This window comes from Streptomyces sp. NPDC005566 (assembly GCF_040605575.1).
In the GTDB taxonomy this organism is placed as follows: domain Bacteria; phylum Actinomycetota; class Actinomycetes; order Streptomycetales; family Streptomycetaceae; genus Streptomyces.
In genome coordinates this window covers 47,586-72,733 of record NZ_JBEXDB010000024.1, presented here as the reverse complement: position 1 = coordinate 72,733, position 25,148 = coordinate 47,586, and the positions used below count along the sequence as shown (strand labels likewise).

Genomic DNA, 25,148 nt, shown 5'->3' with positions numbered 1-25,148 from the left:
TGCGCTTAACGCTGTTAAATTGTCAAGGTGGGTACGACGAAGATCGACAGGGCGCGAGTCGCCGACACGGCGCTGCGCCTGCTGAACGAGGTGGGCCTCGACGGGCTGACCCTGCGCGCCATCGCCAAGGAGCTGGACGTCAAGGCCCCGGCCCTGTACTGGCACTTCAAGGACAAGCAGGCGCTGCTCGACGAGATGGCGACCGTGATGTACCGGCGGATGCTCGACGAGGAACTGCCCGGCCCCGCCGCGGACACCTGGCAGCGGCAGCTCGTCGCGTACAACAGCGGTCTGCGTGCCGCGCTGCTGCGCTACCGGGACGGCGCGAAGGTCTACAGCGGCGCCAGGTTCACCGGCACCGACCATGCCGAAGGACTCGAAACCCATCTGCGGACCATGGTCGGCGCGGGCTTCGAACTGCGGCAGGCGGTACGGGCCGGCATCACCGCGTACTCGTACACGATGGGCTTCGTCACCGAGGAGCAGGGCGTCCAGCCGATGCCGGACGAGCGCCGGGAGGGCTTCGACATCGGCGAGCGGGCCCAGCGGATGGAGCGGTTCCCGCTCGCCGCGGCAGCCGGCGCGGAGATCTTCGCCGGCTACGACGAGCGCTTCCAGGACGGCCTGTGGATCATCGTCGCGGGCATCGAGGTGCGCTACGGGGTGCGGTGAGGCGCAGCGCCCCCGAGGCCGGTCATCACGCGGATGCCCAGAGTTCACCGCTCGTCGGGCCGGAGGACACCCGCTCCTCGACGTGACTCATTAGCGTGTGTGGACCAAGATCGAAGGTGAGTCCCCGCGTGCCGAACCTGTCCGTCGTCGTTCCCTTCCACAATGTCGCGGCCTTCGCCGACGCGGCGCTGAGCAGCCTGGCCCGCAACGCGGGCCCGGATGTGGAGTTCCTGCTGGTCGACGACTGCTCGACGGACGACACGCCGTCCGTCATCGACCGGTGGGCGGAGAGACTTCCGCAGGCCGAGGTCATCCGGCACGGCACGAACGTGGGCATCGCCGCAGCCCGTAACAGCGGCATCGACGCGGCCCGCGGCGACTTCGTCACCTTCCTCGACGGCGACGACTGGTACGCGCCCGGCCACCTCGCCCGTCTGCTGCACGCCGCGCAGGAACTCGACTGCGACTTCGCCCGCACCGACCACGTGCAGTCCACCGGCACCAGCCGTGTCGTGCGCCGCGCGCCGGCCCGGCTCCGCGACACCGTGCTCGACCCGCGGGAGGGCATCGCGGCCCCCGAGCGCGAGACGATGGTCGACTACCCGTTCGTATGGGCGGGGATCTACCACCGGCGGCTCTTCGAGGACGGCACCCTGCGGTTCGCCACCGAACTGCGCACCGCCGAGGACCGGTTGTTCATCTGGCGGCTCCACCTGCACGCCCGTACCTACGCCGCCCTGGGCCTCTACGGCATCTTCTACCGGCGCGGAGTCACCACGTCCCTCACCCAGATCAAGGACTCCCGGCAGCTCGACTTCTTCCCCGCCTACGACGCGCTCGTCGAGGAGATCGGCCAGGACCGGGACGCGGAACTCCTTCTGCCCAAGGCGGTCCGCACCTACTGCGCGATGATCGCGTTCCACAACGAGAAGGCGGACGTGTACGACCCCGCCACCGCCCGGCGGCTGCGCCACGAGTCGACCGCCGCACTGCACCGCATGCCGCAGCCGGTGCTCGACACGACCCTGACGATGATGGACACCAGGCGCAGCACCCTGCTCAACCGCCTGCGTGACAAGCAGAAGGCCGCCTGACCCATGCCCACACGCACCCAGATCTTCCAGGTCTCCACCCTGTACGGGGCGGCCACGCTCGCGGCAGCCCTGGACGCCGGCCGGTTCGGACCCGGCCGGGACAGCCACCGCATCCTGCTCGTCTCCAACAACGCGGAGATCCCCGAAACCGCCCTCCAGCTGGCGGAGATGCGGGGCTACGGAGACATCGCCGCCCGCTTCGACTCCGTCGTCGACTGGAACGAGGCGATCAGCCCTCACCACCCGAGCGGCTGGGGCCCCCGCCCGGAGGAGACCGAGCTGTGGCAGCGCGCCTTCCGGCTCGCCTGGGGGATCCCCCCGCAGGACCCCGTCGACCTGGCCGTCGAATCCATCCAGGTCAACCCGGCCCGCGCACTGGCGGCGATCTTCGCCGAGAGCGCGCTGCACGTGTACGCGGACGGCCTGATGAGCTACGGGCCCACCCGGAACAAGGTGCCGGTGTCGATCGCCTGCCGCATCCAGCGCGTGCTCCACCTGGACCTGGTGACCGGATTGAAGCCGCTGCTGCTCGCGGAGGCCGGCGTCGAGCCCGAACTCGTACCGGACGACGCCTTCCGCAAGGTCCTCGGCGAGATCGCCCGCGCGGCCGACGGCGACCGCGGGCTCGCGGCGGTCGAGGCCGAGGCACCCACCGCCGTACTCCTGGGGCAGTACCTCGCCGCCCTGAACATCCTCACGCCCGAGGAGGAGGAGGACCTGCACATCCGCATGCTGCGCGGTGCGGCACGCGCGGGTCACACCTCCATCCTCTTCAAGCCGCACCCCACCGCACCGGCCCGCTACTCCCGGGCCCTGGACGACGCGGCAGCCGCCGCGGGGGTGCGCCTGAGCACACTGGACAGCCCGCTGCTCGCCGAGACGCTCTACGAACGGTGCGCACCCACGCTCGTCGTCGGCTGCTTCTCCACCGCGATGTTCACGGCCGCCGCGTACTACGGCATCCCCGTCGCCCGGGTCGGCACCCGTCTCGTCCTGGACCGCATCACCCCGTACGAGAACAGCAACCGCATCCCGCTGACCATCGTCGACCACCTCGTGCCCGATCTGGACGAGCAGGGGAGCGAGCCCGTCCCTGAGCTGTCCTCCACCGCCCCGGACACCCTCGCACCACTGGTCCGGACGGTCGGCTACTGCATGCAGTCCGGCCTCCACCCCGCACTGCGCGGCGAGGCCGAGTCGTGGCTGCGCGGCGGGCTCGACGCGACGACCCAGCACTACTTCAAGCGCCGCCGTCTGCAGAAGCTCCTCCTGCCCGGCGGCGGCGGACCCGGAGGAGCGGCGGTCCGGCTGCGCCGCACCGTACGGCGCACACGCAGCAGCCTCGGACTCTGACCCGGCCCCGGGGCGCTGTCCCCGGCCGGGCACCGATCACAGAACGGCGGGATCGAGCATGGGCCAGACCTTCACGGGGCTGCTCAAGGCCGTACGGACCAGGACCGCGACGGGCGGCCCCGGGCAGCAGGTGCCTGCCGCACCGGCCGTGCTGCGCCTGTGCGGCGACCACCTCGCGGCCCTCGCCGCCTCCGGCGCCATGGACGACGCCCGGAAGACCCGCCTGGTCGCCTCCATCGGCACGCTCACCACGGCCTGTTCCCCCGGAGCGGACGGCATGTTCGACGCACTGCTGCGGACCGGGCAGCACGCCCTGGAAGCCGGCGGCGACGCGCAGGCGCGCTTCGCCCTCGGCATCGCGGTCGAGGCGACCGGGATGCGGGACAGGTCCAAGGGGGCGTGGCGGCTGCGCGGACGCGCGCTGGACGCCCTCGGACGGACCGAGGAGGCCGAACAGGCCTACGAGCGCCACCTGACGCTGCAGCAGGAACTCTCCTCGTCACCGGACATAGCGCGACGTCTCGCGACCCTGCGGGACCTCCGCCGCTGCCTGGACGACGCCGCCGGACTCCTGCCCGACGGTGAGGACGCCGCCCGGCTGCGGGCCCTGCGCGACGCGCCGGCCGCGGAGGCGGGGGCCGGCTTCGCCGACGTCGTACGGCAGCGGACCGCCGGCCGGGGCATGTCCGACCCGGCCGTCCGGAAACCCGCCGGTGCGTACGCCGCCCACCGGCGGCTGCTGGACCGGGACAGGATGGCCGACCCGCTGCTCGGCGGCACCGAGCCGATCGGGGTTCCGGCCCTGCGCCGTCTCGTCGAGGGCCGCTCCGTGTGCGTGGTCGCCGGAGCGCCACGGGTCCTGGAGGAGGAGCGGTCCGCGGGCAGTCCGCTCGGGAAGCTGATCGACGGGTACGACCTGGTGGTGCGCTGCGACGCCCCTCCCACCGGCGGGGACTCCTCCGCGCTCGTGCGCACCGACCTGCACGCCCTCACCCTGCGCGGCCACACACCCTGGAGCGGCCCGGGCTGGGACCGCCGGGCCGCCACCCGCCTGGTCTTCGGCGACCGGCTCGCCGACTGGCGCCGGGCGCTGCGCGCACGGCTCGTCCCCGATGCCCAGGACCACATCGGCGACGCCTCGTTGCGCCGGCCGCTGAGCGATCCGGCGCTGATGGGGGAGGACGGCTGGGGACCCCGTACCACCACGGCCTTCACCGTGCTGCGGCTCCTGGACTTCCTGGACGCCGACCGCCTGGACCTCATCGGGTTCGGCCTGCCGGGACAGCTGCTGCCGCGGGAGCACGCGTGGGTCACCGCCCGCGCGACCCATGAGGACGAGACCGACCTGAGGACCCAGCTGAGATGAACGCTCCCGCCGATTCCGCCGCCGCGGACGCCGACGACAGACGCGCCGTCACCGGGAGGCGGAGGATCGCCTTCGCCGCCTGCACCGACGAGGACGGGATGCCCGGCCTCCTGGTGCTGCTGCGCAGCCTCGTCCTGACCAACCCGGCCGTCTGCGAGGACTTCCTCGTCCTGCACCCCGGCCTTCCCGACGCCTCCTTCGACGCCGCGCGCCGACTGCACCCCCGGATAGTCCCGTACGAGGCCGCCGACCGCCTCGACGTCTTCCGGGCGGACGCCTACGACACCGTCGTCGCCTTCGGCTCCGGCACGGTCGTGCTCGGCCCGCTGCTGCCCCTGCTGCAGTTGCGTACCGGGGTGGGCGCCGTGCCGCAGCCCGGCCCCGACGGCCTGCGGACCGTCCGGGACGACGGCCTGCTGGTGATCCAGCGCCAGGACACCGACGGCACGTTCCTCGCCGGCCTCACCGCCCCGGAGCACGGCGGTGAAGCGCACGGCGGCGACGAGCGGGTGCATCGCGCGCTGGGACGGGAACCCGGGCTGCTCACGGCCGTCGATTCCCGGTACGACTTCCTCGTCGGCCGGCTCTACGACGACACCCCTGTGCCCGACAGCACCGCCGTACTGCGCTTCACGGACACCGGCCGTGCCGGATACGCCCCGGCGTACGAGGCCCGCGACCGCTACGAGCTGGACGACGGCGCGTTCCGGGCCGCGTACTGCGCCCTGTCCGGCCCCAAGCACCCCGAACTGCTCCTGCACCACGCGCTTCCGTTCCCGGCCGGGGGGAACACCCCGGTGGAGCTGGTCCGCCAGGTCGCCGACGTCCTCCGGCAGCAGGGCCGCTACGAGGAGGCGGTCACGCTGCTGACCGCGGCCGTGGACGACCGGCCCGACCTGCCGCGCTGCCACGAGACGCTGGGCATCTGCCTGATGGCGCTGTCCAGGTACGAGGAGGCCGAGGCGCACCTCCTGCTGGCCACCGTGTCACCGGACTTCGCCGCTCGCGCGTACGGGCAGCTGGCGCGGCTGGCCTGGCTGCTCGGCCGGACGCGGGACGCACACGGCTACGCCCGCGAAGGCCTGGACGCCGACCCCACCGACGCCAACTGCCGCGCATGGTACGTGCGCACCCGGGAGCACGGCATGTCCGCGCCTGCCACCCCCGCTGCCGCGCCGGCCGAACAGCTCGCGCACGTCGCGCTGTTCGCCGACGGCCAGGAGAACGCGGGCGACAAGGTGCTGCCCGAAGCCGTCCGTATGTGCTTCGACGCCGACACCGGTCCGCGCCGCTGGCACCAGCAGTCCGTGCACCGACTGGTGGACGAGCCGGTCCTGGAGGAGCTCAACGCCCGTCGCGGGGTGATCGTCGGCGGCGGCGGGCTCTTCCTCCCCGACACCGCGCCCAACAGCAACAGCGGCTGGCAGTGGAACATCGCGGACGACGTCCTGGGCCGGATCACCGTGCCGCTGGCCGTCTTCGCGGTCGGCTACAACGTGTTCGACGGCCAGCGCTACCGCCGTGACAGATTCGCGGCGAGTCTGCGCGTCCTGGTCGAACGGTCGGCCTTCTTCGGACTGCGCAACCAGGGGTCCGTCGCCCGGGTCAGGGAACTCCTGCCGGACGACCTGCGCGACCGGGTGCGCTACCAGCCCTGCCCGACCACCGTCGCCCGCCACCTCGACCCCGACTGGACCGATCCGGTGCGACGCGACGACACCGTACTGGTCAACTGCGCCTATGACCGGGCCAATCTGCGCTTCGGGCACGACTACGGGCACTTCCTGGCCGAGATGGACGCCGCCGTACGCGCGATAGGTGAACGTGCCGAGGTCCGTTACGCGGCCCACATGCCGGCGGACGAGAAGTTCGTGCAGGACCTGCGCCGCGAGCACGGGACCTCCCTGCCGGTGGAGCCGCTGTACCTGCGCTCCAACGAACAGATCCGCGACCTCTACCGGCGTACCCGCTTGGTGATCGGGATGCGCGGGCACGCGGGCATGATCCCGTTCGGCTGCGGCACACCCGTCATCAGTCTGGTCTCGCACCCCAAACTCGCCTACTTCCTCACCGACATCGAGCGCCCCGAGTGGGGCGTTTCCGTCCACGACCGGGCGCTGGGCGCCCGCCTCTCCGAGCGGGCGACGACGGTGCTGGAGAATCACCGGGCCGCCGTGGCCGACGTCCACGGCAGGCAGAAGCGCCTCTGGTCGGTGACCCGCACCAACCTCACCGCACTGCGCGAGGTCTTCGGTCTGCCCCTGCCCGGCCCGCGCATTCCGGGCCCGCGGAGCGCCGAGGGAGCACACGGCCTTCACCTGCCCGACACCCGGACGAAGTGACTGTTCACCTGACCGGAGTTCACCCCGGACACGTGCGTTCGTAGCCTTCGATGACCATGCCATCCTCTGCTTCTCCGGCCGGAACGCCGGCCACCGCACCGGCCACCGCACCGCCCCCGGAGGCCGCCCCCGGGACCGCGCCGCAGCCCCTCCCTGTCCGTGAGCACCGGTACGACGTCGATCTGATCCGGCTGCTCTGCTCGGTCGGCGTGATCTTGTGCCACACGGGCTCAGCGTTCGTGAACACGGCAGGCCGCGAGGCCTCCAACGGCCCCGGTACCTACTGGGCCGGCCTGGTGGCGGACTCGGCGGGCCGCTTCGCGGTGCCCCTGTTCTTCGCCGTCGCCGGCTGGGTGGTTCTGGTGGGAGCCCCGGTCAGGGACGGCCGCCGGCTGTGGAAGCGCATCGTGCGGATCGTGGTGCCGCTCGCCGTGTGGACGGCGCTGTACCTGGCGTGGGGCCGGCTGCGCTCCACCAACGACGACCCGATCGGCGCCCTGGCACTCGACTCGCTGTTCGCCTCGGTCCGCCCGGCGTACCACCTCTGGTACCTGTACGCCTACCTTCCCGTCATCATGCTGCTGGCCTTCGCCGCCCTGGTAAAGGCGGGCAGACGCCCCTGGGGACTCGGCGCCGCCCTGCTCGTCCTCGGAGCGGCCCCGTCCCTGTCCGGCGACATCGCCCGGGTCACGGACCTGGATCTGCCGCGGTTCGGCTGGGGCTTCGGCCCGTACCAGCTGATCTACGCGGTACTCGGCGCCCTGCTCCTCGCGGTGCCCGCCGGCACGTTCGGCAGGCGCCGCCTGTGGTGGCTCCTCCCGGGGGGTGCGGCGCTGGCCGCGACCGTCGCGTACCAGCACGAGGTGCACTACGCGATCCCGTACGCGAGCGTCCCGGTCGCCCTGTTCAGTGCCGCAGTGCTGCTCTCCCTGCACCGCCTGCACGTCCCGGATCGGTTGAGGCCTGCGCTGACCCGGCTGTCCGACGCCTCGTTCGGCGCGTACATGATCCACGTCCTCGTCCTGGGCGTTCTCACCGATGCCCTGGTCACCGCCGACCTCACGTGGGTGGCGGCCGCGGCCCTCGTGGTCGGGGTGACGGCAGCCACCACCGTGCTCTCCTTCGGCGCGGCCGTCCTGTGGGCCCGTCTCGGCCTGACCCGGCTGCTCGGCTGAGAGCCGGCGGTCACCGGTCGCGTACGCAGCCGACGGTCACCGGTCGCGTACGCGGCGGGCGAGGCGGCGCAGCGTCGGGTTGCGGCGGATGAAAGCGAGGCGCGGGGGCACCACGCCCGGGAGCGCGAGCGCTGCCAGCCGACGGCGCTTGAAGTAGCGCCAGGTGTGCCCGTCCAGGCGCTCGGAGAGGTAGCGCTCGGCGGTCGGGCGGAGGTCCGGGCGCACCCGGGGCTGCATGGCGAAGCCGACCGCGGGCAGGAGGCCGCCCAGCTTCCGGGCCACGGCCGCCTCCGTGGGTGGCTTCTGACAGGTGACCGCGGCGGCGTCCTCGAGGTCCGGGAGCAGTGCGTCGGTGATCGTGACCGGCACCCTGGCGGTGTTCTCGAACGGGGTCAGGCGCTCGAGGAGCGTTCCGGTGCCGGTCCTTGCCACGGGCAGCTCGTACAGGGTGGCCGCCGTGAGCAGTTCGGTCGCCGAACAGCCGACGACGAGCGCGGGCCGTATCCGCTGGTAGAGGACTTCCGGGGGGACGGGGACGCCGAGCGGCCCGCTGTCGAGCACCGTCAGTCCGGCGCCGAGGCGGGACGCCTCACGTGCGAGGGCGGCCGACAACGGGACCGGGGCGTGGGGGTGGGGTACGAGGAGGAGCCGGGTGTGGCCGAGGGCGACGGTGCCGCGCACCATCCGCAGGTGCAGTTCCCTCGTCTCCTCCGGGGAGAGGAGGCCGGCCCCGGCGAGGCGCTCGCCCAGGAGCAGCGCAGGGCCGTCCGGGAACGGGAACTCCGGTGCGGCGTCCGCCAGTTCGGCGAAGACCTTCAGCAGGGCCGCGGTGGGCAGGGGGACGTGGTCCACACCGAACTCGGCCAGCAGCAGCGGCTGCAGGCCGGGGAGCAGATCCGGGTGGAGCACGCGCCGGACCCGGGTGCCGATCAGCGGCGGGATCCTGCTGCCGGTCGGGCCGTAGCCGGCCAGATCGTCCACGTACACGGTGAGGGGTCCGCCGCCGAGGATCTGGGCGAGCGCCTGGGCGGGCGCGGCGTGCGGTGACGCGAACACCAGCTCGACCTCGTCGTCCCCGAGGTGCCAGGCCCGCCGCAGGTGGCGTTCCCACAGGGGCGTGTCGTCGGCGCGCGGGGTCCACTCGGCCGGGTGCTGGGGGGAGATGGTGTCGTTCCAGGAGAGCACCTCGTCGAAACGGGCGCGCAGCAGGCCGGAACCGGGCATCGAGTCGGCGGGAGGCGCCGCCTCCGGGATCGCCGAGGTGTCGCACAGCAGCAGGATGCGGCGGTCGGCGTCGTCGAAGCAGTTCGCGTCGAGGGCGGCGACGAGCACGGCCGTGCCGAGCGGAGTCGAGGCGACGAAGATCTGAGTGGTCACGCGGCAGCCGGTCCCTTCGCGGCGACCGGCCGGCGGCGCAGTCTGCGCAGCAGGGTCGCCCGGTGTACGTCCATGGCGTCGAGGGTGTCGTCGAGGATCGGCTGAGGCATGTCCGCGAGCGCCGCCGCAGTCAGCGATTTCAGTCGGTGGGCCACGGACGGCTCGAATTTCCCTATGGAGCCGACGTGGTGGGCGATGACCGCACAGTACGTACGCACCGCTTTCGGCAGCAGCGCGTCCGCGTCGCGGTCGGCCGCCGTCTCACCCACGACCTGGTTGTAGGCGCGCACGAAATCGAGCCGGCGCTCGTCGCTGATCTGTGTGAGCGATGACGCGACACCCCGGCGGTAGAAATGGCCCAGTGTTCCCAGGACCGCGAAAGAATCCGCTTCGCGGTGCAGCCGCCATATCCACGGCCGGTCCTCGGCGGTGCGCAGACCGTCGGCGAAATGCAGCAGACCTCGGTCCAGGAGGCTCCGGTGGTAGAGCCCGGCCCAGGCGTACGCGTAGTCCACCGAGGTGGTCCGGGAGGCCGGCAGGATCGCGTCCCGGGGGGAGCTCACCGCACCGCGCCGGCCGTGCGGGACACGGTGCACGGTGCGGGACCTGCCCGTGACCTGGACGTGGTCCGTACGGACGAAGGAGCAGCCGAGGGCCTCCGTCTGCGCGAGCAGGCGGGCGTAGTGGCCCGGTGCGAGCCAGTCGTCGCCGTCCAGGAAGGCGATGTACTGCCCGCGGGCCGCGTCCAGGCCGGTGTTGCGGGCCGTGGCCAGACCCGCGTTCCGTTCGTGCCTGCGGACGACCACCCCCTCGATGTCGTCCTCGGCCCGGCGCAGGAGCTCCGCCGTACCGTCGGTCGAACCATCGTCGACGAGGATGAACTCGAAGTCCTCGCGGGCGTTGGCGCGCAGGCTTCGGAGCGTATCGGGGGCGTATGTCCGCACGTTGTAGAACGGCACGATGACGGAGAGCTTGACCACCCGATTCACGCTAAGGGCGGGCCCGGCATTTCCCTTGTCCCCGAAGAGGACTGAGGGTGAACGACGCATGTCGGATCAGTGAATCGGTGTGAATTCGCGGCTCTTCGGGATGCTCCGCAGGTCATATCCCCAACCGTCGGCGGGCTGTTAACCATTTGTTGCCCCCGCGTTGGGCCGCCCATAGAAATGCCTTCCTAGCTTTTGATGCGTGCCTCCACGTACCAGTAATTCGGCTGATCCGGCCGACACCGCAGCAGCAGCCTCCCCGGCGCTCAGGGTTGCCGTACTCGCCGACTCCGACACCCGGTGGAAGTGGGGCGCGCTCACCGCGCGCCGCCTGACCGCAGGGGCCGGCGGGACCACCCGCACCGGCGAGGGCGAACGCCCCGTCGAGGTCACCGGACTGCTGCTGCGCGGCCGTGCCACCCCGACCCCCCGGCAGCTCGCCGAGGTCGGGGAGGTGGGCGTGGACGCCGGCCGGGTGCGTGAGGTGACGGCCGTCGAGTTCCTGCACGCGGTGCGGGACGAGGCGTACGACGTCGTCGTGCTCGCCCTCGTCGGCGGCGCCGTCCAGGCGATGCTGCACGGCCTGGCCGCCCTGGGCCTGCCCCGCAGGCCGGTGATCGTCACCGGGTACGTGGGGGTCGTCTACGAGAAGCTCGCCGACGGACTCCTGCTGCGGCACGGCGCGGACATCGTCCTCGCCAACTCCCGTCACGACGCGCAGCGTTTCCGAGCGGTGTACGAGGGAGTGGGCGCCGACGCCTCGTCCGTCACGGAGGCCGCTCTGCCCTTCCTCGGCGGGGCGCCGTACCGCCCGGAAGAGGGCCGCGACACGGTCGTGTTCGCCGCCCAGCCCTCCGTGCCGGCCTCCCGCGCGGACCGTACGTACCTGCTGCGCAGGCTCGTCGAGCACGCGAGGCTGCACCCGGGCCGCGAGGTGCTGCTGAAGCTGCGCTCGAAGCCGGGTGAGCACACGACCCATATCGAGGAACTGCCCTACCAGCGGCTCGCGGAGCGCCTCCCGGGCGGGCTGCCGCCCAACTTCCGCCTGGTGTACGGGCACATGGGCGAGGTCCTGGACCGCACCGACCTGCTGGTCACGGTCTCCTCGACGGCGGCGCTGGAGTCCCTGCACCGTCGTATCCCGACCGCGATCCTCTCCGACCTCGGCGTACGGGAAGCCCTCGGAAACCACCACTTCATCGGCTCCGGGCTGGTCACCTCCTGGGACCGGCTCGACGGCGGACACCGCCCGGAGCCCGACGAGGAATGGGTGTCCGGCCAGGGCGTCGCCGCCGACGGTTCGTACGACACGGCCTACGACACCGCGCGCACCAGGGTCGCCGTCCTGCTCGAACGCGGCACCCTTCCCGACCTCGCCCCCTACTACACCCCCGCCACCGCCCCCGGGTACCTCCCCGGCATCCTCGCCCGCCACCACCTGGCCACCGACGGCCGCCCGCTGCCGGGCGCCGCGGCACCCAGAGAGACCGGCCGGGTCAGGGGCGCGGTGCGCGAGACCGTCCGCAACGCGGCGCGCGGCGCGTACCGCCACGGAGTCCAGCGCGTCGCCCCCGTGATCCGCCGGATGGGCGAGCTGTGACCGCCGACCCCGCCGCCACGCCCACCGCTTCAGGAGCAGCCATGACCCCGCCACCGGCCCCGACCGTGCTCGCCGTGATCCCCGCCCGCGGCGGATCCAAGGGCGTGCCCGCCAAGAACCTCGCCCAGGTCGGCGGCATCCCCCTGGTGGCCCGCGCGGTCCACGCCTGCCTCACCTCCCCGGAGGTCACGGACGTCGTCGTCACCACCGACGACCCGGCCGTCGCGGATGCGGCGCGGGCAGCGGGCCGGGCGCTGGGCGAGTCGGATCGGCTGCACTGCGTGCAACGCCCCGCCGCCATCGCTGGCGACACCGCGACCAGCGAGGCCGCCGTCCTGCACGCCCTCGACGCGTACGAGGCGATGCAGCCCGGCAGGACCGCCGACGTCGTGCTCCTGGTGCAGTGCACCAGCCCCTTCCTCACCCGTGAGGACATCGACGGCGTCGCCGCCGCGGTCTCCCGCGACGGTGCCGACACGGCCGTCACCGTCGCCCCGTTCCACGGGTTCGTCTGGCGCGACGGCAGCGCGGTGGAGGACGACACGTACGGCGTCAACCACGACAAGGCCGTTCGCCCCCGCCGCCAGGACCGTCCGCAGGACCTGCTGGAGACGGGCGCCGCGTACGCCATGGACGTCGAGGGCTTCCGCACCCACCGCCACCGCTTCTTCGGCCGCACCACGCTCGTACGGACCGACCCGGCGCGGGTGCTGGAGATCGACGACCCGCACGACCTGGCCCGCGCCCGCGCCCTCGCGCCGCTCCTGGACCCCTCACCGTTGCCGACCCGCGAGGACATCGACGCGGTCGTCCTCGACTTCGACGGCACGCAGACCGACGACCGCGTCCTCATCGACTCCGACGGGCACGAGATCGTCGCCGTGCACCGCGGTGACGGCCTCGGCATCGCCGCCCTGCGCAAGGCTGGTGTTCCGCTCCTGATCCTGTCCACGGAACAGAACCCGGTCGTCGCCGCCCGCGCCCGCAAGCTCCAGGTTCCCGTCCTGCACGGCATCGACCGCAAGGACCTGGCGCTCAAGCAGTGGTGCGAGGAACAGGGATTCGACCCCGACCGCGTGCTCTACGTCGGCAACGACGTCAACGACCTGCCCTGCTTCGGACTGGCGGGCTGGCCCGTCGCCGTGGCGAGCGCCCACGACTCGGTACGCGCCGCCGCGCGGGCCGTGACCACAACCCCGGGTGGCTTCGGCGCCATCCGCGAGATCGCGGCCTGGCTCCTGGGCCCGACCCTCACCACCGGTTCCACCCCTGCCACCACCACCCCCACCACGTAAGGAAGCACCACCATGAGCAGCACCTCCCGCCTGCGCACGCTCGGCACCCGCACCGCCGGCCCCGGCAACCCCGTCTACATCACGGGTGAGATCGGCATCAACCACAACGGCGACCTCGACAACGCACTCGCGCTGATCGACGTGGCCGCCGAAGCAGGCTGCGACGCCGTCAAGTTCCAGAAGCGCACCCCGGAGATCTGCACCCCGCGCGACCAGTGGGACATCGAGCGCGACACCCCCTGGGGCCGGATGACGTACATCGACTACCGCCACCGCGTCGAGTTCGGCGAGGCCGAGTACCGGGCCATCTCCGACCACTGCGCCAAGCGCGGCATCGACTGGTTCGCCTCCCCGTGGGACACCGAGGCCGTCGCCTTCCTCGAGAAGTTCGACGTCCCGGCGCACAAGGTCGCCTCCGCCTCCCTGACCGACGACGAACTCCTGCGCGCGCTGCGCGCCACGGGCCGCACAGTCATTCTCTCCACCGGCATGTCGACCCCCCGCCAGATCCGGCACGCGGTCGAGGTCCTCGGCAGCGACAACATCCTCCTCTGCCACGCCACATCGACGTACCCGGCCAAGGCCGAGGAGCTCAACCTGCGCGTCATCAACACCCTGCAGGGCGAGTTCCCGAACGTCCCGATCGGCTACAGCGGCCACGAGACGGGCCTGCAGACGACCCTCGCCGCCGTCGCGCTCGGCGCCGCGTTCGTCGAGCGCCACATCACGCTCGACCGCGCCATGTGGGGCTCCGACCAGGCCGCCTCCGTCGAGCCGCAGGGGCTCACCCGCCTCGTCCGCGACATCCGCACCATCGAGGCGTCCCTCGGTGACGGCGTCAAGAAGGTGTACGAGTCGGAGCTCGGCCCGATGAAGAAGCTCCGCCGGGTCACGGGCGTCGTCGCCGAGAACGACACCGAGACCGGGAACGCGCCGGCCGCCGAGCCGGTCGCGGTCTGACGGGCAGACCGGTGAACCTCGCCTTCGTCGAGAGCCCGGTCCAGCTCCTGAACGTCCTGGAGTGGACCCACACCCGGGGAGGCTCCGCCGACACCACGGTCGTCGTCCTCCCCCCGGTCGACCCGATGTCGCGCGGCCAGCTGCGCAGGATGGCGGAGCTGGCCCGCGACGAGGGCATGGCGGTTCGCTGGCAGGAGGCGCGCGGGGAGACCGGCGCGCCTCTGAAGGCCCTGCGCGCCCTGACGGGGCTGATCCGCAGGGCGGACCGCATCGTCATCGGGGACCCGTTCTCCCGTTACGTGCAATTGCTCCTCTGCCTGGTCCGCACCCGCCGGATCACGGTCGTCGACGACGGCACGGCCACCATGGAGTTCGTCGCCCAACTCGCGCGCGGCGAACGCCTGGTGCGCTGGCACCGCCGCGGCAGCCGGGGCCCGCGCGAACTGCTCCTGGCCCCGGTGACCTCCGCGGCCCGGCGCAGCTTCACGCCCTCGGCGACCCGCACGGTCGAGGTGTTCACCGCGATGCCGGTGGAGGCGCCGCAGGCCGTCGAGGTCACCTCCAACACCTTCGCCTGGACCCGTGACCGGTTCGGCCCGCCCTTGATCACCAAGGGCGCCGACCTGGTCGGCACGTCCCTGGTCGAGACGGGCGTGATCGACCCGGTCCCGTACCAGGAGGCGGTCACCGCCCTGGCCCGCGCCCACGGCGCGACCCGCTATTTCGCCCACCGCCGTGAATCCGCGGACAAGCTCCACGCCCTGGAAGCCGCCACCGGCCTGGAGATCGTCCGCCCGGACCTCCCCCTGGAACTCATCGCCCGCAGAGGCCCCATCGGCCACACGGTCCTGAGCTTCCCGTCGACGGTCGTCCACACCCTCCCGCTGGCCCTGGTCGGCACCGGAGTGAAGGTCGCGGTGTGCGACATAGCGCCGGAATGGCTCCGCGACTCGGCCTCGCCGCGCGCCCAGGGCTTCCTGAGCGGCGTCACGGAGACGGCCCGGGACGTGCAGCGGCTCTCGCCGTGGAGAGTCACGGCGGTGACGGCGGAGGGCTGAGGGAACCGGTCGCACACGGTGTGCGTGTGAGGTCAGGAGGCCGGCGTGCAACTGATGTCCGTGGGTTGTGCGTTGACCGTTCGATCCGGACACGTGTGAAGGAGCCCGCCGGGTGCCCAGTACTCTCACCCTGTACATGCCGCAGAAGCTGAGGACCGCACCTGACGGCGGGATCGACTGCCTGGTCAGCTTCTCCGACGGGCCGGGAGCCTCACGGCCGGTCGCCCATGGGGAACGCGAGCTGCCTCCCGAAGGCATCCCCGCCTACCTCGCGGCCCGCAAGAGCGGCGCCCGCTCCTTCGTCCTGTGGGCGGACGAGCACCGCCAGGCACGGGTCGCCACCCTGGTCACCCTCTCCACGAGCGGGGGACGGGCACAGTTCCAGGTGCTCGGCCCGCACGGTGAACCACTCGGTGTGCTGACGCGCGACAAGGCGTTCAGCCGGGGACTGCGCACCCGCTGGACCGTGAGCCGCCCCGGTGCCCCCGACGCGGTCGGCTACAAGGGCCGGCTCTTCTGGTGGTGCGTGTGGTGGTCCTGCACACCCCTGCTGCCGCTCATGCTCGTGGCCGTCCTCTTCGGCGGCGGTGGCGGCGGCGAGTTCCCCCGCAGCCCCCGCCGCATCAAGTGGCGCTCGTCAGGACAGGTCCCGCTGGAGTTCAGGTCGTCCGGCAACACGGTGAAGCTGTACGCACCGGACCTGGACTGGCGGCTCGGAGCCGCCCTCAACGCCCTGATCCCCTCCTTCGACGGCTGGATCGGCAATGCCTGGGACGCGCGGAAGGACTGACGGACCGGGTGGCGCGCCCGACGCGGCGGCTCGTGCGCGCGCCCGGGAAGCACGCTGCGGGAGTTCAGTCCACGCGGGGCGCCCAGGCGCGTGCAGAGGTGTCGTACGCGTAGGACGTCAGCCCTCCGATGGCGCTGGTGCGGAACGGACGGCCGCGGTCGTCGATCCGGGCGGTGCCCGTGCGGCCCTGGGACGACCAGTCCAACTCCAGGTACCAACTGCAGTCGCAGGTACCGGTCCTGGCGGTGACCAGCAGCACCTCGGGGTCCTCGGCTGACACCCGGTAGGGCATGCTCACCGCCGGGATCGGCGTGCCGGCGTCGTTGCCGGCGGTCGCGCGGGCTACGGGCCGGTTCCTGTCCAGATCCACGGCGAAGGACCGCGGGGTGAGGGAGCCGCCGCAGCCCTGGGCCATGGAGTACGCGTTGCCCGGAGCGGGATCGGCGCGGCCGGTCACACGTACCCGCAGCGCTTCGAGGACCACGGCGGTGTCGGACGTCCCCTGCACGGACAGTTTCACGATCGTCTCCCCGCCGTGCACCGCCCGCTGGGTCGCCGCCCAGGTGCCGGCGTCCTGCTGGACCGGAGGCGGCGGCACCCGCTCCGGCGGCGCGGCGATGACGTAGTCGTGACCGCAGCCGAACGCCCATGCCTGGGAGTCGACGGACCAGGCGAGGGGAGGACCCGCGGGTCCGGAGCCTGCCGGGGCACTCGCGGAGCCGGCCGGGCCCGAGGGCTCGCGCCGGGGTCCCGGAGAGCTCGTGGTGCCGTCCTTCGGGCCACCGGACGGCGACACGGAGCGGGTGTCGGAGGGCCTGGGGGCGCCGGCGGACGCGCTCGCGTCCGCCGGGGCGACCGATGCGGACCGTGCACCGTCGTCGGTGTCCCGGCCGTCCGGCAGCAGGGACAGGCTCCCCACTCCGGCGAGCACGGCACACACGACGGCCGCGGCGCGCCTGCGCCGGTACCAGGGCCGGGGGCGGCGAGGCGCGGGCGACGGACCGCTCACCAGTCCCTCCGCGTGGGCCGGACCGTTCACCAGGCCCTCTGCGTGGGACGGACCGTTCACCAGGCCCTCTGCGTGGGCCGGACCGTTCACCAGTCCCTCCGCGTGGGCCGGACCGCTCACCAGTCCCTCCGCGTGGGCCGGACCGCTCACCAGTCCCTCCGCGTCGGCCGGACCACCGGCAGCCCCGCTCGTGAGGGTGCCGCCGTCATCGCTGCCGATGTCGCCGGGCTGCGTGCCGGCCTGGGCATCCGAGCCCTCCGCCCCCTCCGCCCCCTCCACGGGCCGGGCCGGGTGGGGGCGTTGCCGGGCAGCCACGGCCAGGAGCCAGCGGCGGTGCAGTTCCAGACGCTCCGCACCCGACGCGCCGCACAGAGCCGCGAAGCGCTCCACGGGCGCGAAGTCGAGAGGGACCGCCTCACCGGTGCAGTAGCGGTGCAGCGTGGACGTGTTCATGTGGAGACGGCGGCCGAGCGAACCGTAGCTGCGGTCCGTGTGTTCCTTCAGTTCCCGTAGCAGCGCCGCGAACTGTGCCACGGGGTCCTGTGTCGGCACCGTCACCTCCGCACTCGTCAGGCTCGATCCGGTCCGGGTCGGGTGTCCCGGGGTGGGGCCGTGTCCCAGGCGCCCATATACCTGCACGTCAGGGGGGCTGGGATGGTTCCACCCCGGCCGATCCGGCGGTGGGTCTTGCGCCGGCCCACCGGGACCGCCGATGCTCGTCGTGCCGCCCCGGTTCCCACCGGACGCACCGTCACCGTCACGGCGACCGGCGCGGCGACCCGGTCGTACGAAGGCCGGCGTGATGACGTCGGGTCGTCACACGCCGCATCCCATGTAGGCCACCAGGCACTCCATCACGTATTCCACACGGGGGACACCCATGCCCATGCACACCCGCGCCGCTGTGCTCGCCGCCGCGCTCTCCGTCGTCGCTCTCGCCGCCTGCGCGGCACCGACCCAGGCCCAGGAGGGCGCCGCGCAGGGGAAGGTCGTCGCAGCGAAGAATGTCGGCGTGTCGGCGAAGGCCGCCCCGCCCGCGTTCCTCAAGGCGTCCCAACTGCCGCCGCACCCCTCGTCCGAGTGGGTCGCGGGACCTGTCACCGACGGCTTCCCGGTCGAGCTCGCCTACTGCCTGGGTGAGGGCGTACCGGCCTACGACTACCGGCACCGGGTCTTCCAGACCGATCTGGACACCGGCGCCGCACAGGTCACCGTCGTCACGGGATCCGACGCCAAGGGCAAGGCGCTCGCCGCACTGCTGAACAAGGAGATCCGCTCCTGCGCCGACCGGATCGAGCAGAACGACCCGGAGACCGAGGCCGAGGGCCGGGACTACGGCTCGCTGCCGGTCGAGGAGGGCGCGCGGGTGCACGGTCTGCACACCACGACGTCCTACGGCGCCACGGACATCCATCTGCTGTCCGTGGGACGGGACGGCCGGACGGTGACCGTCGTGAGCTGGGGGCAGATGGGGTCCTTCGCCGACGCTCCGGTGGCCGCCTTCAAGAACACGACGACCACGGCGGTCAAGAAGCTGTACTGACGCCCCGACAGACGGCAACGGCAACCGACGGACCGCACGGCCACCACGAAAGCCGGGGCGTCCTCCCGCCCAGGGGGAACCGGGAGGACGCCCCGCCGGCCGAAGGCCCGGCGCTACTAGCGGCGCCTGCGCCCTCCACGGATCAGGTGCACGCCGACAGCAGCCAGTACAGCCGCAATCAGAGCTGTCCCGATCGATCCGTCGGCCCGCGCCGTGCCGAACCCGTGGACCACCGTGAGGAAGGCAGCAAACAGAAGGCCCCCTGCGAGGAGCCCTTCCCTTGCGCGGACCGTCATCGTTACCCACCCCTTGCTGTGCGAACTCCATGGATCTGCCGGTTGAGTTTATGTCTGAGGCCGCCGACGCCGGAGAGCTCCGCTATCTCGCCGCCCGTCCGGCAGAGGCGTTGAGGGACACCGTGCGGGTTGCGGCCGGCTGTGGTGGGCGGTTGCGGGGAGACCAGTGAAGGTTCCGGGCTCGAAGCTCAGGTCTCGAGGCTCGGGGTCCGAGTGCCGGGACCGGGCGGTTCACTCTTTCGGGGGTACGTGGACGAGTGCGGGCCCGAGTCTTGAGCTTCGGGATCCGGGTGTCGGGATGCGAGCTTCGGGGGCCGAGCGCTGTCTGTAATCCGGTAGGTAAAAGAAGGGTTGGGACAACCTCCCCACCCTCCCTGACCCGTCACGGCCAGCAAGTATGACTAATCGTGACCAGCTTGCGGCGGAGTGTCGCGACTGCTTACGGTGCCCACAACTGAACGACCCCGACCCGGTGTTGATAGCACCGTGCCGGGGTCTCACCCCAAGATCGAAAAGAGCGATCTCGTGGCTACCGAGCACCCTAGCTCCGCCCTGCGCGCGCCCGCATCCTCCCGCCCGTACGCGAGGGCCAATCCCGGCTACGGCAAGCGTTCCGCACCGGATCAACATCCCTCCCGTGCCGATGACTTCGGGCTGCTGCCCGAGCGGGAGCGCCACATCGCCGGGTACGTGGACAGGCTCCCCGACGGCGCCGCCATGGACATCAAGTCGCTGGCCAAGAACCTGCCCCCGTACGGGCAGATGGCCGTCGGCAGCGCGCTGAGGGCCTTGGGTGTCGCCGGTCACCTGCGCCATGTCCGGTGCCTGGCCGCCGTCGGCGACGGGCAGGTCCGCTGGGTCACCCGCACGTACTGGTCCCGGACCGCCCGCGACAACGAGTGGTGGATCGCCCACCTCCAGGCCGAGGGCAACCCGGAAGCACCGACGCCCCTCGCGGACCCGGCCCCCGTGCACAGCCCGGCCCCAGCTCCTGCGCACAGCGCGGCCGTACCGCAGCAACGGACCCCGGCACAGGTGTCGGAGCCGGTGCAGGGAGTGGCGTCGACGCCGCAGAGCCACTCGCCCGCCTACCTCGCCCTGGCCCGGCTCGGCCGCATCGACCCCCGGCTCGCCCTCTCCACCGCCGACTGCACGGTCCTTGAGGAGCAGGCTGCCGCGTGGCTCGCGCGGGGGGTGGACGCCGACTACCTCGTGCGGACCCTCGCGGCCGGTCTCCCCGCCGCCGTCGACTCACCGGTCGGATTCGTCAGGCGCCGACTGCGCGACAAGATCCCGCCCCAGCTGCCCACGGCACCCGTGCCGGACACGCCCGTACGCAGACTGATGGTCGAGTGCACCCGGTGCGGAGCCCCCGGCCGCCCTGAGGCGCTTCCCGACGGCCTCTGCCGCCCGTGCCGCACCACCCCGGACGCGGACCCGGCCACCGAGCCGACCGCCGAACGTGATGTCACCGCCTACGTCGGAACCCTCCGCGAACTCCTCCGGCTGCCCTGACCGCCGGACGCGTGATGGAGTGCGTCGGCAGTGCGGTGGCTAACGCTTGCCGCGGGGTTCCAGCATGCGGTTGATGAGGTTGCCGGTGGCGCGCTGGACCTGCGGGTTGCGGTGCTCGGAGTCGGCGAGTGCGAGCGGCCAGTGGAAGGTGCCGGCGACGAAGACGAGGGTGCCCTGGTGGTTCTCGCAGAGGCTGGTGTTCTGGACGGCGCGGCCACCGTCGCGGCGGTCGATGTACGGAGACGCGGAGAGCAGGGTCTGCTCGGTGTCCTTGGGCCGGGGCATGGACGGGCTGAAACCGTCCGCCTCCACGGCGACGAGGTCGGGAATCCGGTCACCGTCGCGGAGTCCTGTGCCCGACCAGAACCAGTGCTCGCTCTCGCGGACGACCAGGGGTGCGGGCTCCGCGAGGATTCCGTTGTACTGCACACCTAGCAGGCCCTGCTCGGCTCTGCGGTGCTTCTTGCCCAGTGCCCGCCACCGCACAGTCGGACCCGCTGCGCCGGGCTCGGGATCCGGGGCCTCCTTGTAGCACGTCACCACACGGTTGGGCCGTCCCTCGCCACCGGACTCGAGACGTATGTGGAAGTAGATGTTGTTGGAAGCGAGGAACGCGAGGTGGGTGCCGGCGTCCACCGCGGTCTCGGCGCGGTCGCGCATCTCCTCGGACCAGTACTCGTCGTGCCCCGAGAAGACGATCGCGGTGTACCGGGACGGGTCGATGCGCCCCTCGTGGAGGTCGACGCTGGTCGCGTACGTGATGTCGTAACCGGAGCTCTCCGCCCACCGGGCGGCGCTGGTGTCCATGTCGAACCAGCGTGGCAGGCCGCTCTGCATGTAGGGCCGGTCGAAGGAGACCTTGTAGGCCCGCTCCGGGTTCCCTCCGGACTGCCCGTCGGCGGTGTAGCCCTTGTACAGGTTCTTGCCGTTGCGTCCGTCGAGCGGCCACATGTTGTAGGCCTGGTAGGTGGTGAAAGGGACGACCATCAGGACGTCGGAGCGGCGTGCGGTGTCGCGCACGACGAACGGCGTGTAGCCGCGGTACCCGTCCTGAGAGGTGAAGACGGCCAGAAATACTCCGGAGAGCCAGGCCGGGGGTATCTCCAGGGTCCAGGACACCGGCCATTCGCAGGATATGAGGCCGGTATCCGAATCCGGACCCGGCGTGATCCCCGGCTGCACGCGCACGGGCTCGCTGGTCAGCAGGTGCCGGGCGCCCACGGCTCCGTAGTGCCCGATGCGGTAGACCGTTACCGTGCATTCCTGCGCGATGTGGGATGAGATGTGGAAGTCGATGGACTCGCCATGGCTCACAGAGGTCGCCGACGCGTAGCCCTGTATCTGGGCGAGATCGTCGGACACGCCTTTCGTGCCGTCGCGGCCCACAAGCCACTGGTCCGAGCCCTGCGCGACGTTCTCCCGCACGATCGGGTTGTTGCCGGTGCGTGCCGCGGGGCGCGTGGGGAGCGCCTCGGCTTCTCCGCGCAGTTGATAGCCGGCGAAGCCGACTGCGCCGAGACTGATTGCGCCCAGCGCGGTACGACGAGACACCTTCGACACAGGAATGCTCCGAGGCCCGGACGCCAGGCCTTATGCCTATCGCGTCGATTCGAGGTGTGACCGGTGGGCTCAGAGTTTCCTGTGTGCTTCCTGTCAGCAGTCGGTCATCTTATGGACGCCCTGGTCGGAATGAGGAGATCCTGTGCTGTGCTCTCGTTCACACATTCGAGTCTCGTTCGTATGTCGCCGGTCAGCGGCGAGCCGCTCGGGCCGCGGGCCATCACGCGAGGTCGGCGGCCTCGGGCGCGTGCCCAGCCGCGGGTCACGGCGCGCCGCTGGGCAGGGAAGCGTCCAGACTGTCGTTACGTCGTCGAGGTGAGACCGCCGACGCGGCTCGCGCGCGGCACGGCCGCCCATCAGGCCCGCTCTCTATTCCACCGCCGCGGGCGGTCGGGGGCCGGGCCGCAGGCGGGCATGGCCGGGCGGGCCGGTGCCTCCATCCCGCGTGTGCTCGCGCTCGGGCGCTACTCGCACCGCGGTGGAGAACGGCGGAGTGTACCCACCGTCAATACCCGTCACACGCCGCAACGCCAACTTTTGTTCCTCTAAGCGGCTGAACTTTTCTTGATCTGTGGCCAGTTGAGGGGTCCGGGGGCCTACCCTTCACTGGGTGAACCAGTTGAAGTCCCGCGCGTCCCACGACGAAGCCGAGCTGCCCGGAGGAGCCGCCCTGCCCGGCGCGCTGCCCGGCGCCCTGTCCGATGAGCTGCGTGCCGAGCTGATCGCCTTCCGGCGTGACCTTCACATGCACCCCGAGCTCGGCAACCAGGAGTTCCGTACCACCGCGGCCATCAAGGCCCGGCTGGAAAGAGCGGGACTGAAGCCCAGGGTGCTCTCGACCGGGACCGGGCTCATCTGCGACGTGGGGCGGCGGGACGGCGACACGCGGAGCATGCTCGCGTTGCGGGCGGACATCGACGCGCTGCCGATCCCGGACACCAAGGCGGGCGTCTCCTACCGGTCCACCGTGCCCGACCGGGCGCATGCCTGCGGGCACGACGTCCACACCACCACTGTCCTCGGCGCCGGACTCGTGCTCGCCGAGCTCGACAGGCAGGGCCTGCTGCCGAACCCCGTGCGGCTGATCTTCCAGCCGGCCGAGGAGGTCCTGCCCGGCGGTGCGGCCGACGCGATCGAGGACGGGGCGCTGGAAGGCGTCCGGCGGATCATCGGCGTGCACTGCGACCCCAAGGTGGACGTGGGGAAGATCGGGCTCCGGATCGGCGCGATCACCTCCGCCTGCGACCGGCTGGAGGTCATCCTCGACGGGCCCGGCGGGCACACCGCCCGACCGCATCTGACCACCGACCTGGTCACCGCCGCGGCCAGGATCGCCATCGACGTGCCCGCGCTGCTCGCCCGACGGGTCGACGCGCGCTCGGGGCTCGCCCTCACGTGGGGGCGGCTGGAGACCGGGCACGCGCCCAATGTCATTCCGCAACACGCCGAACTGTCCGGAACGGTTCGCTGCCTCGATCTGGAGGCCTGGCGCGAGGCGCCGGATCTGGTGCACGCGGCGGTCGACGAGGTGGCCGGAATGCACCGGGCCAAGACCGTGATCAACTACATCCGCGGTGTGCCGCCCGTCGTGAACGACGCGGAATCCATCGGTCTGCTGGACGCCGCGATGACCGCCCGCCGCGGATCGTATGCGATCGAGGACACCGAACAGAGCCTGGGCGGGGAGGACTTCTCCTGGTACCTGGAGCACGTCTCGGGCGCCATGGCCAGGCTCGGAGTGCGTACGCCCGGCGACACCCTCGGTCTGGACCTGCACCGGGGGAACTTCGACGTGGACGAGGAGGCGATCACGGTTGGAGTGGAGCTGTTCACCGCCTCGGCGCTGCTCGACGGCAACCACTCGTAACCGGACAGGACACCTTCTGTTCGCGACGATCCGATAACGGCTTCCGTACAGGTCCTTATCTGACATCTACGCGCGTTACGATCGCCGCGAAACCAGCGCCGGAAGAGGCGCTTCGGTCAGGTTTGAAGGAGCCTTCCCTTGCGCCGGATCACCAGGATTGCCACCGTGGGCGTTATGTCCGCGGCGCTCGCACTCAGCGTCACCGCGTGTGGCGACTCGTCGTCGTCGTCCTCCTCGGACACCGCGTCGTCGTCCACGGACAACAAGACCGCCATCGCGTACGACATCGGTGGCCGCGGCGACCAGTCGTTCAACGACGCCGCTTACGCGGGTCTGGCCAAGGCCGAGAAGGAACTCGGCGTCAAGGGCACCGAGGCCGAGCCCTCCGAGGGCGAGTCGGACGCGGACAAGGTTCAGCGCCTCACCTCGCTGGCCCGCGCCGGCAACAACCCCGTCATCGGTGTCGGCTTCGCCTACGCGCCCGCCATCAAGAAGGTCGCGCCGAAGTTCCCGAAGATCACCTTCGGCATCATCGACGACGCGTCGGTCACCGGCGACAACATCGCCAACATCGTCTTCAACGAGGAGCAGGGCTCCTACCTCGCGGGTGTCGCCGCCGCCAAGGTCACCAAGACCAAGAAGGTCGGCTTCATCGGTGGTGTCGAGACCCCGCTGATCAAGAAGTTCGAGGCGGGCTACGCCCAGGGTGTCGCGGACACCGACCCCTCGGTGAAGGTCATCCCGCAGTACCTGACGCAGCCGCCGAACTTCGACGGCTTCTCCAAGCCCGACCTCGGCAAGGCCGCTGCCCAGGGCCAGCTCGACCAGGGTGCCGACGTGATCTACTCGGCGGCCGGCCTGGCCGGTTCCGGTGCGATCGAGGCCGTCTCCAAGGCGGGCAAGTGGAACATCGGCGTCGACTCCGACCAGTACAGCCAGGAAGGCCTCGCCGCCTACAAGAAGTCCATCCTGACCTCGGTCACCAAGGACGTCGAACTTGCCGTCTTCAACCTGATCAAGTCGGTCCAGGACGGCAAGCCGCAGACCGGTGAGATCCGCTACGGCCTGGACAAGGACGGCGTCGGCCTGGCCATGTCCAACCCTGCCTTCACCGAGATGACCGAGGTCATCGCCGCGGTGGACAAGGCGAAGCAGGAGATCATCGACGGCAAGATCACCGTCAAGACCACTCCGTAACGACCCCGGTCGTTCGTCTGGTTTCCCGAGGGCCCGGAGCGTGCGCATCACTGCCGCTCCGGGCCTCCGGAGTAACTCCCCGAAGAAGATCCG

Annotated in this window: 19 protein-coding genes; 15 read left to right on the top strand and 4 right to left on the bottom strand. The window is 71.6% G+C overall.

From position 1 onward, the window contains the following. Positions 1–27 precede the first annotated feature (27 nt). The 6 genes from ABZS61_RS30630 (at position 28) to ABZS61_RS30605 (ending at position 8,002) form a co-directional block, all read left to right on the top strand. Positions 28–672 carry a TetR/AcrR family transcriptional regulator C-terminal domain-containing protein gene (locus ABZS61_RS30630; RefSeq protein WP_356428341.1) on the top strand — a complete coding sequence of 215 codons (645 nt, stop codon included), beginning with the start codon at positions 28–30 and terminating at the stop codon, positions 670–672. 128 nt (positions 673–800) lie between these two features. Beyond that, a complete protein-coding gene (locus tag ABZS61_RS30625; RefSeq protein ID WP_356428338.1) occupies positions 801–1,766 on the top strand; it encodes a glycosyltransferase family 2 protein in 966 nt (321 codons plus the stop codon). A gap of 3 nt (positions 1,767–1,769) precedes the next feature. Further along, complete coding sequence (locus ABZS61_RS30620; protein WP_356428336.1) at positions 1,770–3,119, top strand: polysialyltransferase family glycosyltransferase; 1,350 nt, start codon at positions 1,770–1,772, stop codon at positions 3,117–3,119. 58 nt (positions 3,120–3,177) lie between these two features. Then, the gene (locus tag ABZS61_RS30615) at positions 3,178–4,485 is read left to right on the top strand and encodes a hypothetical protein (protein WP_356428333.1); all 1,308 of its coding nucleotides are present in this window, start codon (positions 3,178–3,180) and stop codon (positions 4,483–4,485) included. Continuing rightward, complete coding sequence (locus ABZS61_RS30610; RefSeq protein WP_356428330.1) at positions 4,482–6,827, top strand: tetratricopeptide repeat-containing glycosyltransferase family protein; 2,346 nt, start codon at positions 4,482–4,484, stop codon at positions 6,825–6,827. The genes ABZS61_RS30615 and ABZS61_RS30610 overlap by 4 nt, the downstream gene beginning before the upstream one ends. Before the next feature lie 50 nt (positions 6,828–6,877). Further along, entirely contained in the window at positions 6,878–8,002 is a 1,125-nt protein-coding gene (locus ABZS61_RS30605) for an acyltransferase (RefSeq protein WP_356428327.1), read from the top strand. Between the two features lie 36 nt (positions 8,003–8,038). Here the strand turns inward: ABZS61_RS30605 and ABZS61_RS30600 are convergent, their stop codons facing one another. Then, on the bottom strand, positions 8,039–9,379 hold the full coding sequence (locus tag ABZS61_RS30600) for a polysialyltransferase family glycosyltransferase (protein WP_356428325.1): 1,341 nt from the start codon (positions 9,377–9,379) through the stop codon (positions 8,039–8,041). Further along, on the bottom strand, positions 9,376–10,359 hold the full coding sequence (locus ABZS61_RS30595) for a glycosyltransferase family 2 protein (RefSeq protein WP_356428322.1): 984 nt from the start codon (positions 10,357–10,359) through the stop codon (positions 9,376–9,378). The genes ABZS61_RS30600 and ABZS61_RS30595 overlap by 4 nt, the downstream gene beginning before the upstream one ends. Before the next feature lie 208 nt (positions 10,360–10,567). Between ABZS61_RS30595 and ABZS61_RS30590 the strand changes: the two genes are divergently transcribed. The 5 genes from ABZS61_RS30590 to ABZS61_RS30570 all read left to right on the top strand — a co-directional run bounded on the left by ABZS61_RS30590 (position 10,568) and on the right by ABZS61_RS30570 (position 16,068). Next, positions 10,568–11,965, top strand: a complete 1,398-nt coding sequence (locus tag ABZS61_RS30590; RefSeq protein WP_356428319.1) for a DUF6716 putative glycosyltransferase — start codon at positions 10,568–10,570, stop codon at positions 11,963–11,965. Positions 11,966–12,006: 41 nt separating this feature from the next. Continuing rightward, positions 12,007–13,260 carry an acylneuraminate cytidylyltransferase gene (locus ABZS61_RS30585; protein ID WP_356428316.1) on the top strand — a complete coding sequence of 418 codons (1,254 nt, stop codon included), beginning with the start codon at positions 12,007–12,009 and terminating at the stop codon, positions 13,258–13,260. Positions 13,261–13,272: 12 nt separating this feature from the next. After that, complete coding sequence (locus tag ABZS61_RS30580) at positions 13,273–14,220, top strand: N-acetylneuraminate synthase family protein (protein WP_356428313.1); 948 nt, start codon at positions 13,273–13,275, stop codon at positions 14,218–14,220. 11 nt (positions 14,221–14,231) lie between these two features. Next, entirely contained in the window at positions 14,232–15,278 is a 1,047-nt protein-coding gene (locus ABZS61_RS30575) for a hypothetical protein (protein WP_356428310.1), read from the top strand. Positions 15,279–15,390: 112 nt separating this feature from the next. Continuing rightward, a complete protein-coding gene (locus tag ABZS61_RS30570) occupies positions 15,391–16,068 on the top strand; it encodes a hypothetical protein (protein ID WP_356428307.1) in 678 nt (225 codons plus the stop codon). A gap of 64 nt (positions 16,069–16,132) precedes the next feature. Here ABZS61_RS30570 and ABZS61_RS30565 read toward each other — a convergent pair whose 3' ends face one another. Beyond that, positions 16,133–17,611, bottom strand: coding sequence for a helix-turn-helix transcriptional regulator (locus ABZS61_RS30565; protein WP_356428304.1), 1,479 nt, complete (start codon positions 17,609–17,611; stop codon positions 16,133–16,135). 346 nt (positions 17,612–17,957) lie between these two features. Here ABZS61_RS30565 and ABZS61_RS30560 point away from each other — a divergent pair, with 346 nt between their 5' ends. Both ABZS61_RS30560 and ABZS61_RS30555 read left to right on the top strand, forming a co-directional pair. Beyond that, entirely contained in the window at positions 17,958–18,620 is a 663-nt protein-coding gene (locus ABZS61_RS30560) for a hypothetical protein (protein WP_356428301.1), read from the top strand. A gap of 821 nt (positions 18,621–19,441) precedes the next feature. Next, a complete protein-coding gene (locus ABZS61_RS30555; RefSeq protein WP_356428299.1) occupies positions 19,442–20,431 on the top strand; it encodes a MarR family transcriptional regulator in 990 nt (329 codons plus the stop codon). Between the two features lie 39 nt (positions 20,432–20,470). Here the strand turns inward: ABZS61_RS30555 and ABZS61_RS30550 are convergent, their stop codons facing one another. Further along, positions 20,471–21,982 (bottom strand): N,N-dimethylformamidase beta subunit family domain-containing protein, encoded by a 1,512-nt coding sequence (locus tag ABZS61_RS30550; RefSeq protein ID WP_356428296.1) that lies wholly within the window; start codon positions 21,980–21,982, stop codon positions 20,471–20,473. A 628-nt stretch (positions 21,983–22,610) separates the two neighbouring features. Here ABZS61_RS30550 and ABZS61_RS30545 point away from each other — a divergent pair. Both ABZS61_RS30545 and ABZS61_RS30540 read left to right on the top strand, forming a co-directional pair. Next, positions 22,611–23,858, top strand: a complete 1,248-nt coding sequence (locus ABZS61_RS30545; RefSeq protein ID WP_356428450.1) for an amidohydrolase — start codon at positions 22,611–22,613, stop codon at positions 23,856–23,858. 138 nt (positions 23,859–23,996) lie between these two features. Beyond that, a complete protein-coding gene (locus ABZS61_RS30540) occupies positions 23,997–25,055 on the top strand; it encodes a BMP family ABC transporter substrate-binding protein (RefSeq protein WP_356428293.1) in 1,059 nt (352 codons plus the stop codon). The last annotated feature ends 93 nt before the right edge of the window (positions 25,056–25,148 follow it).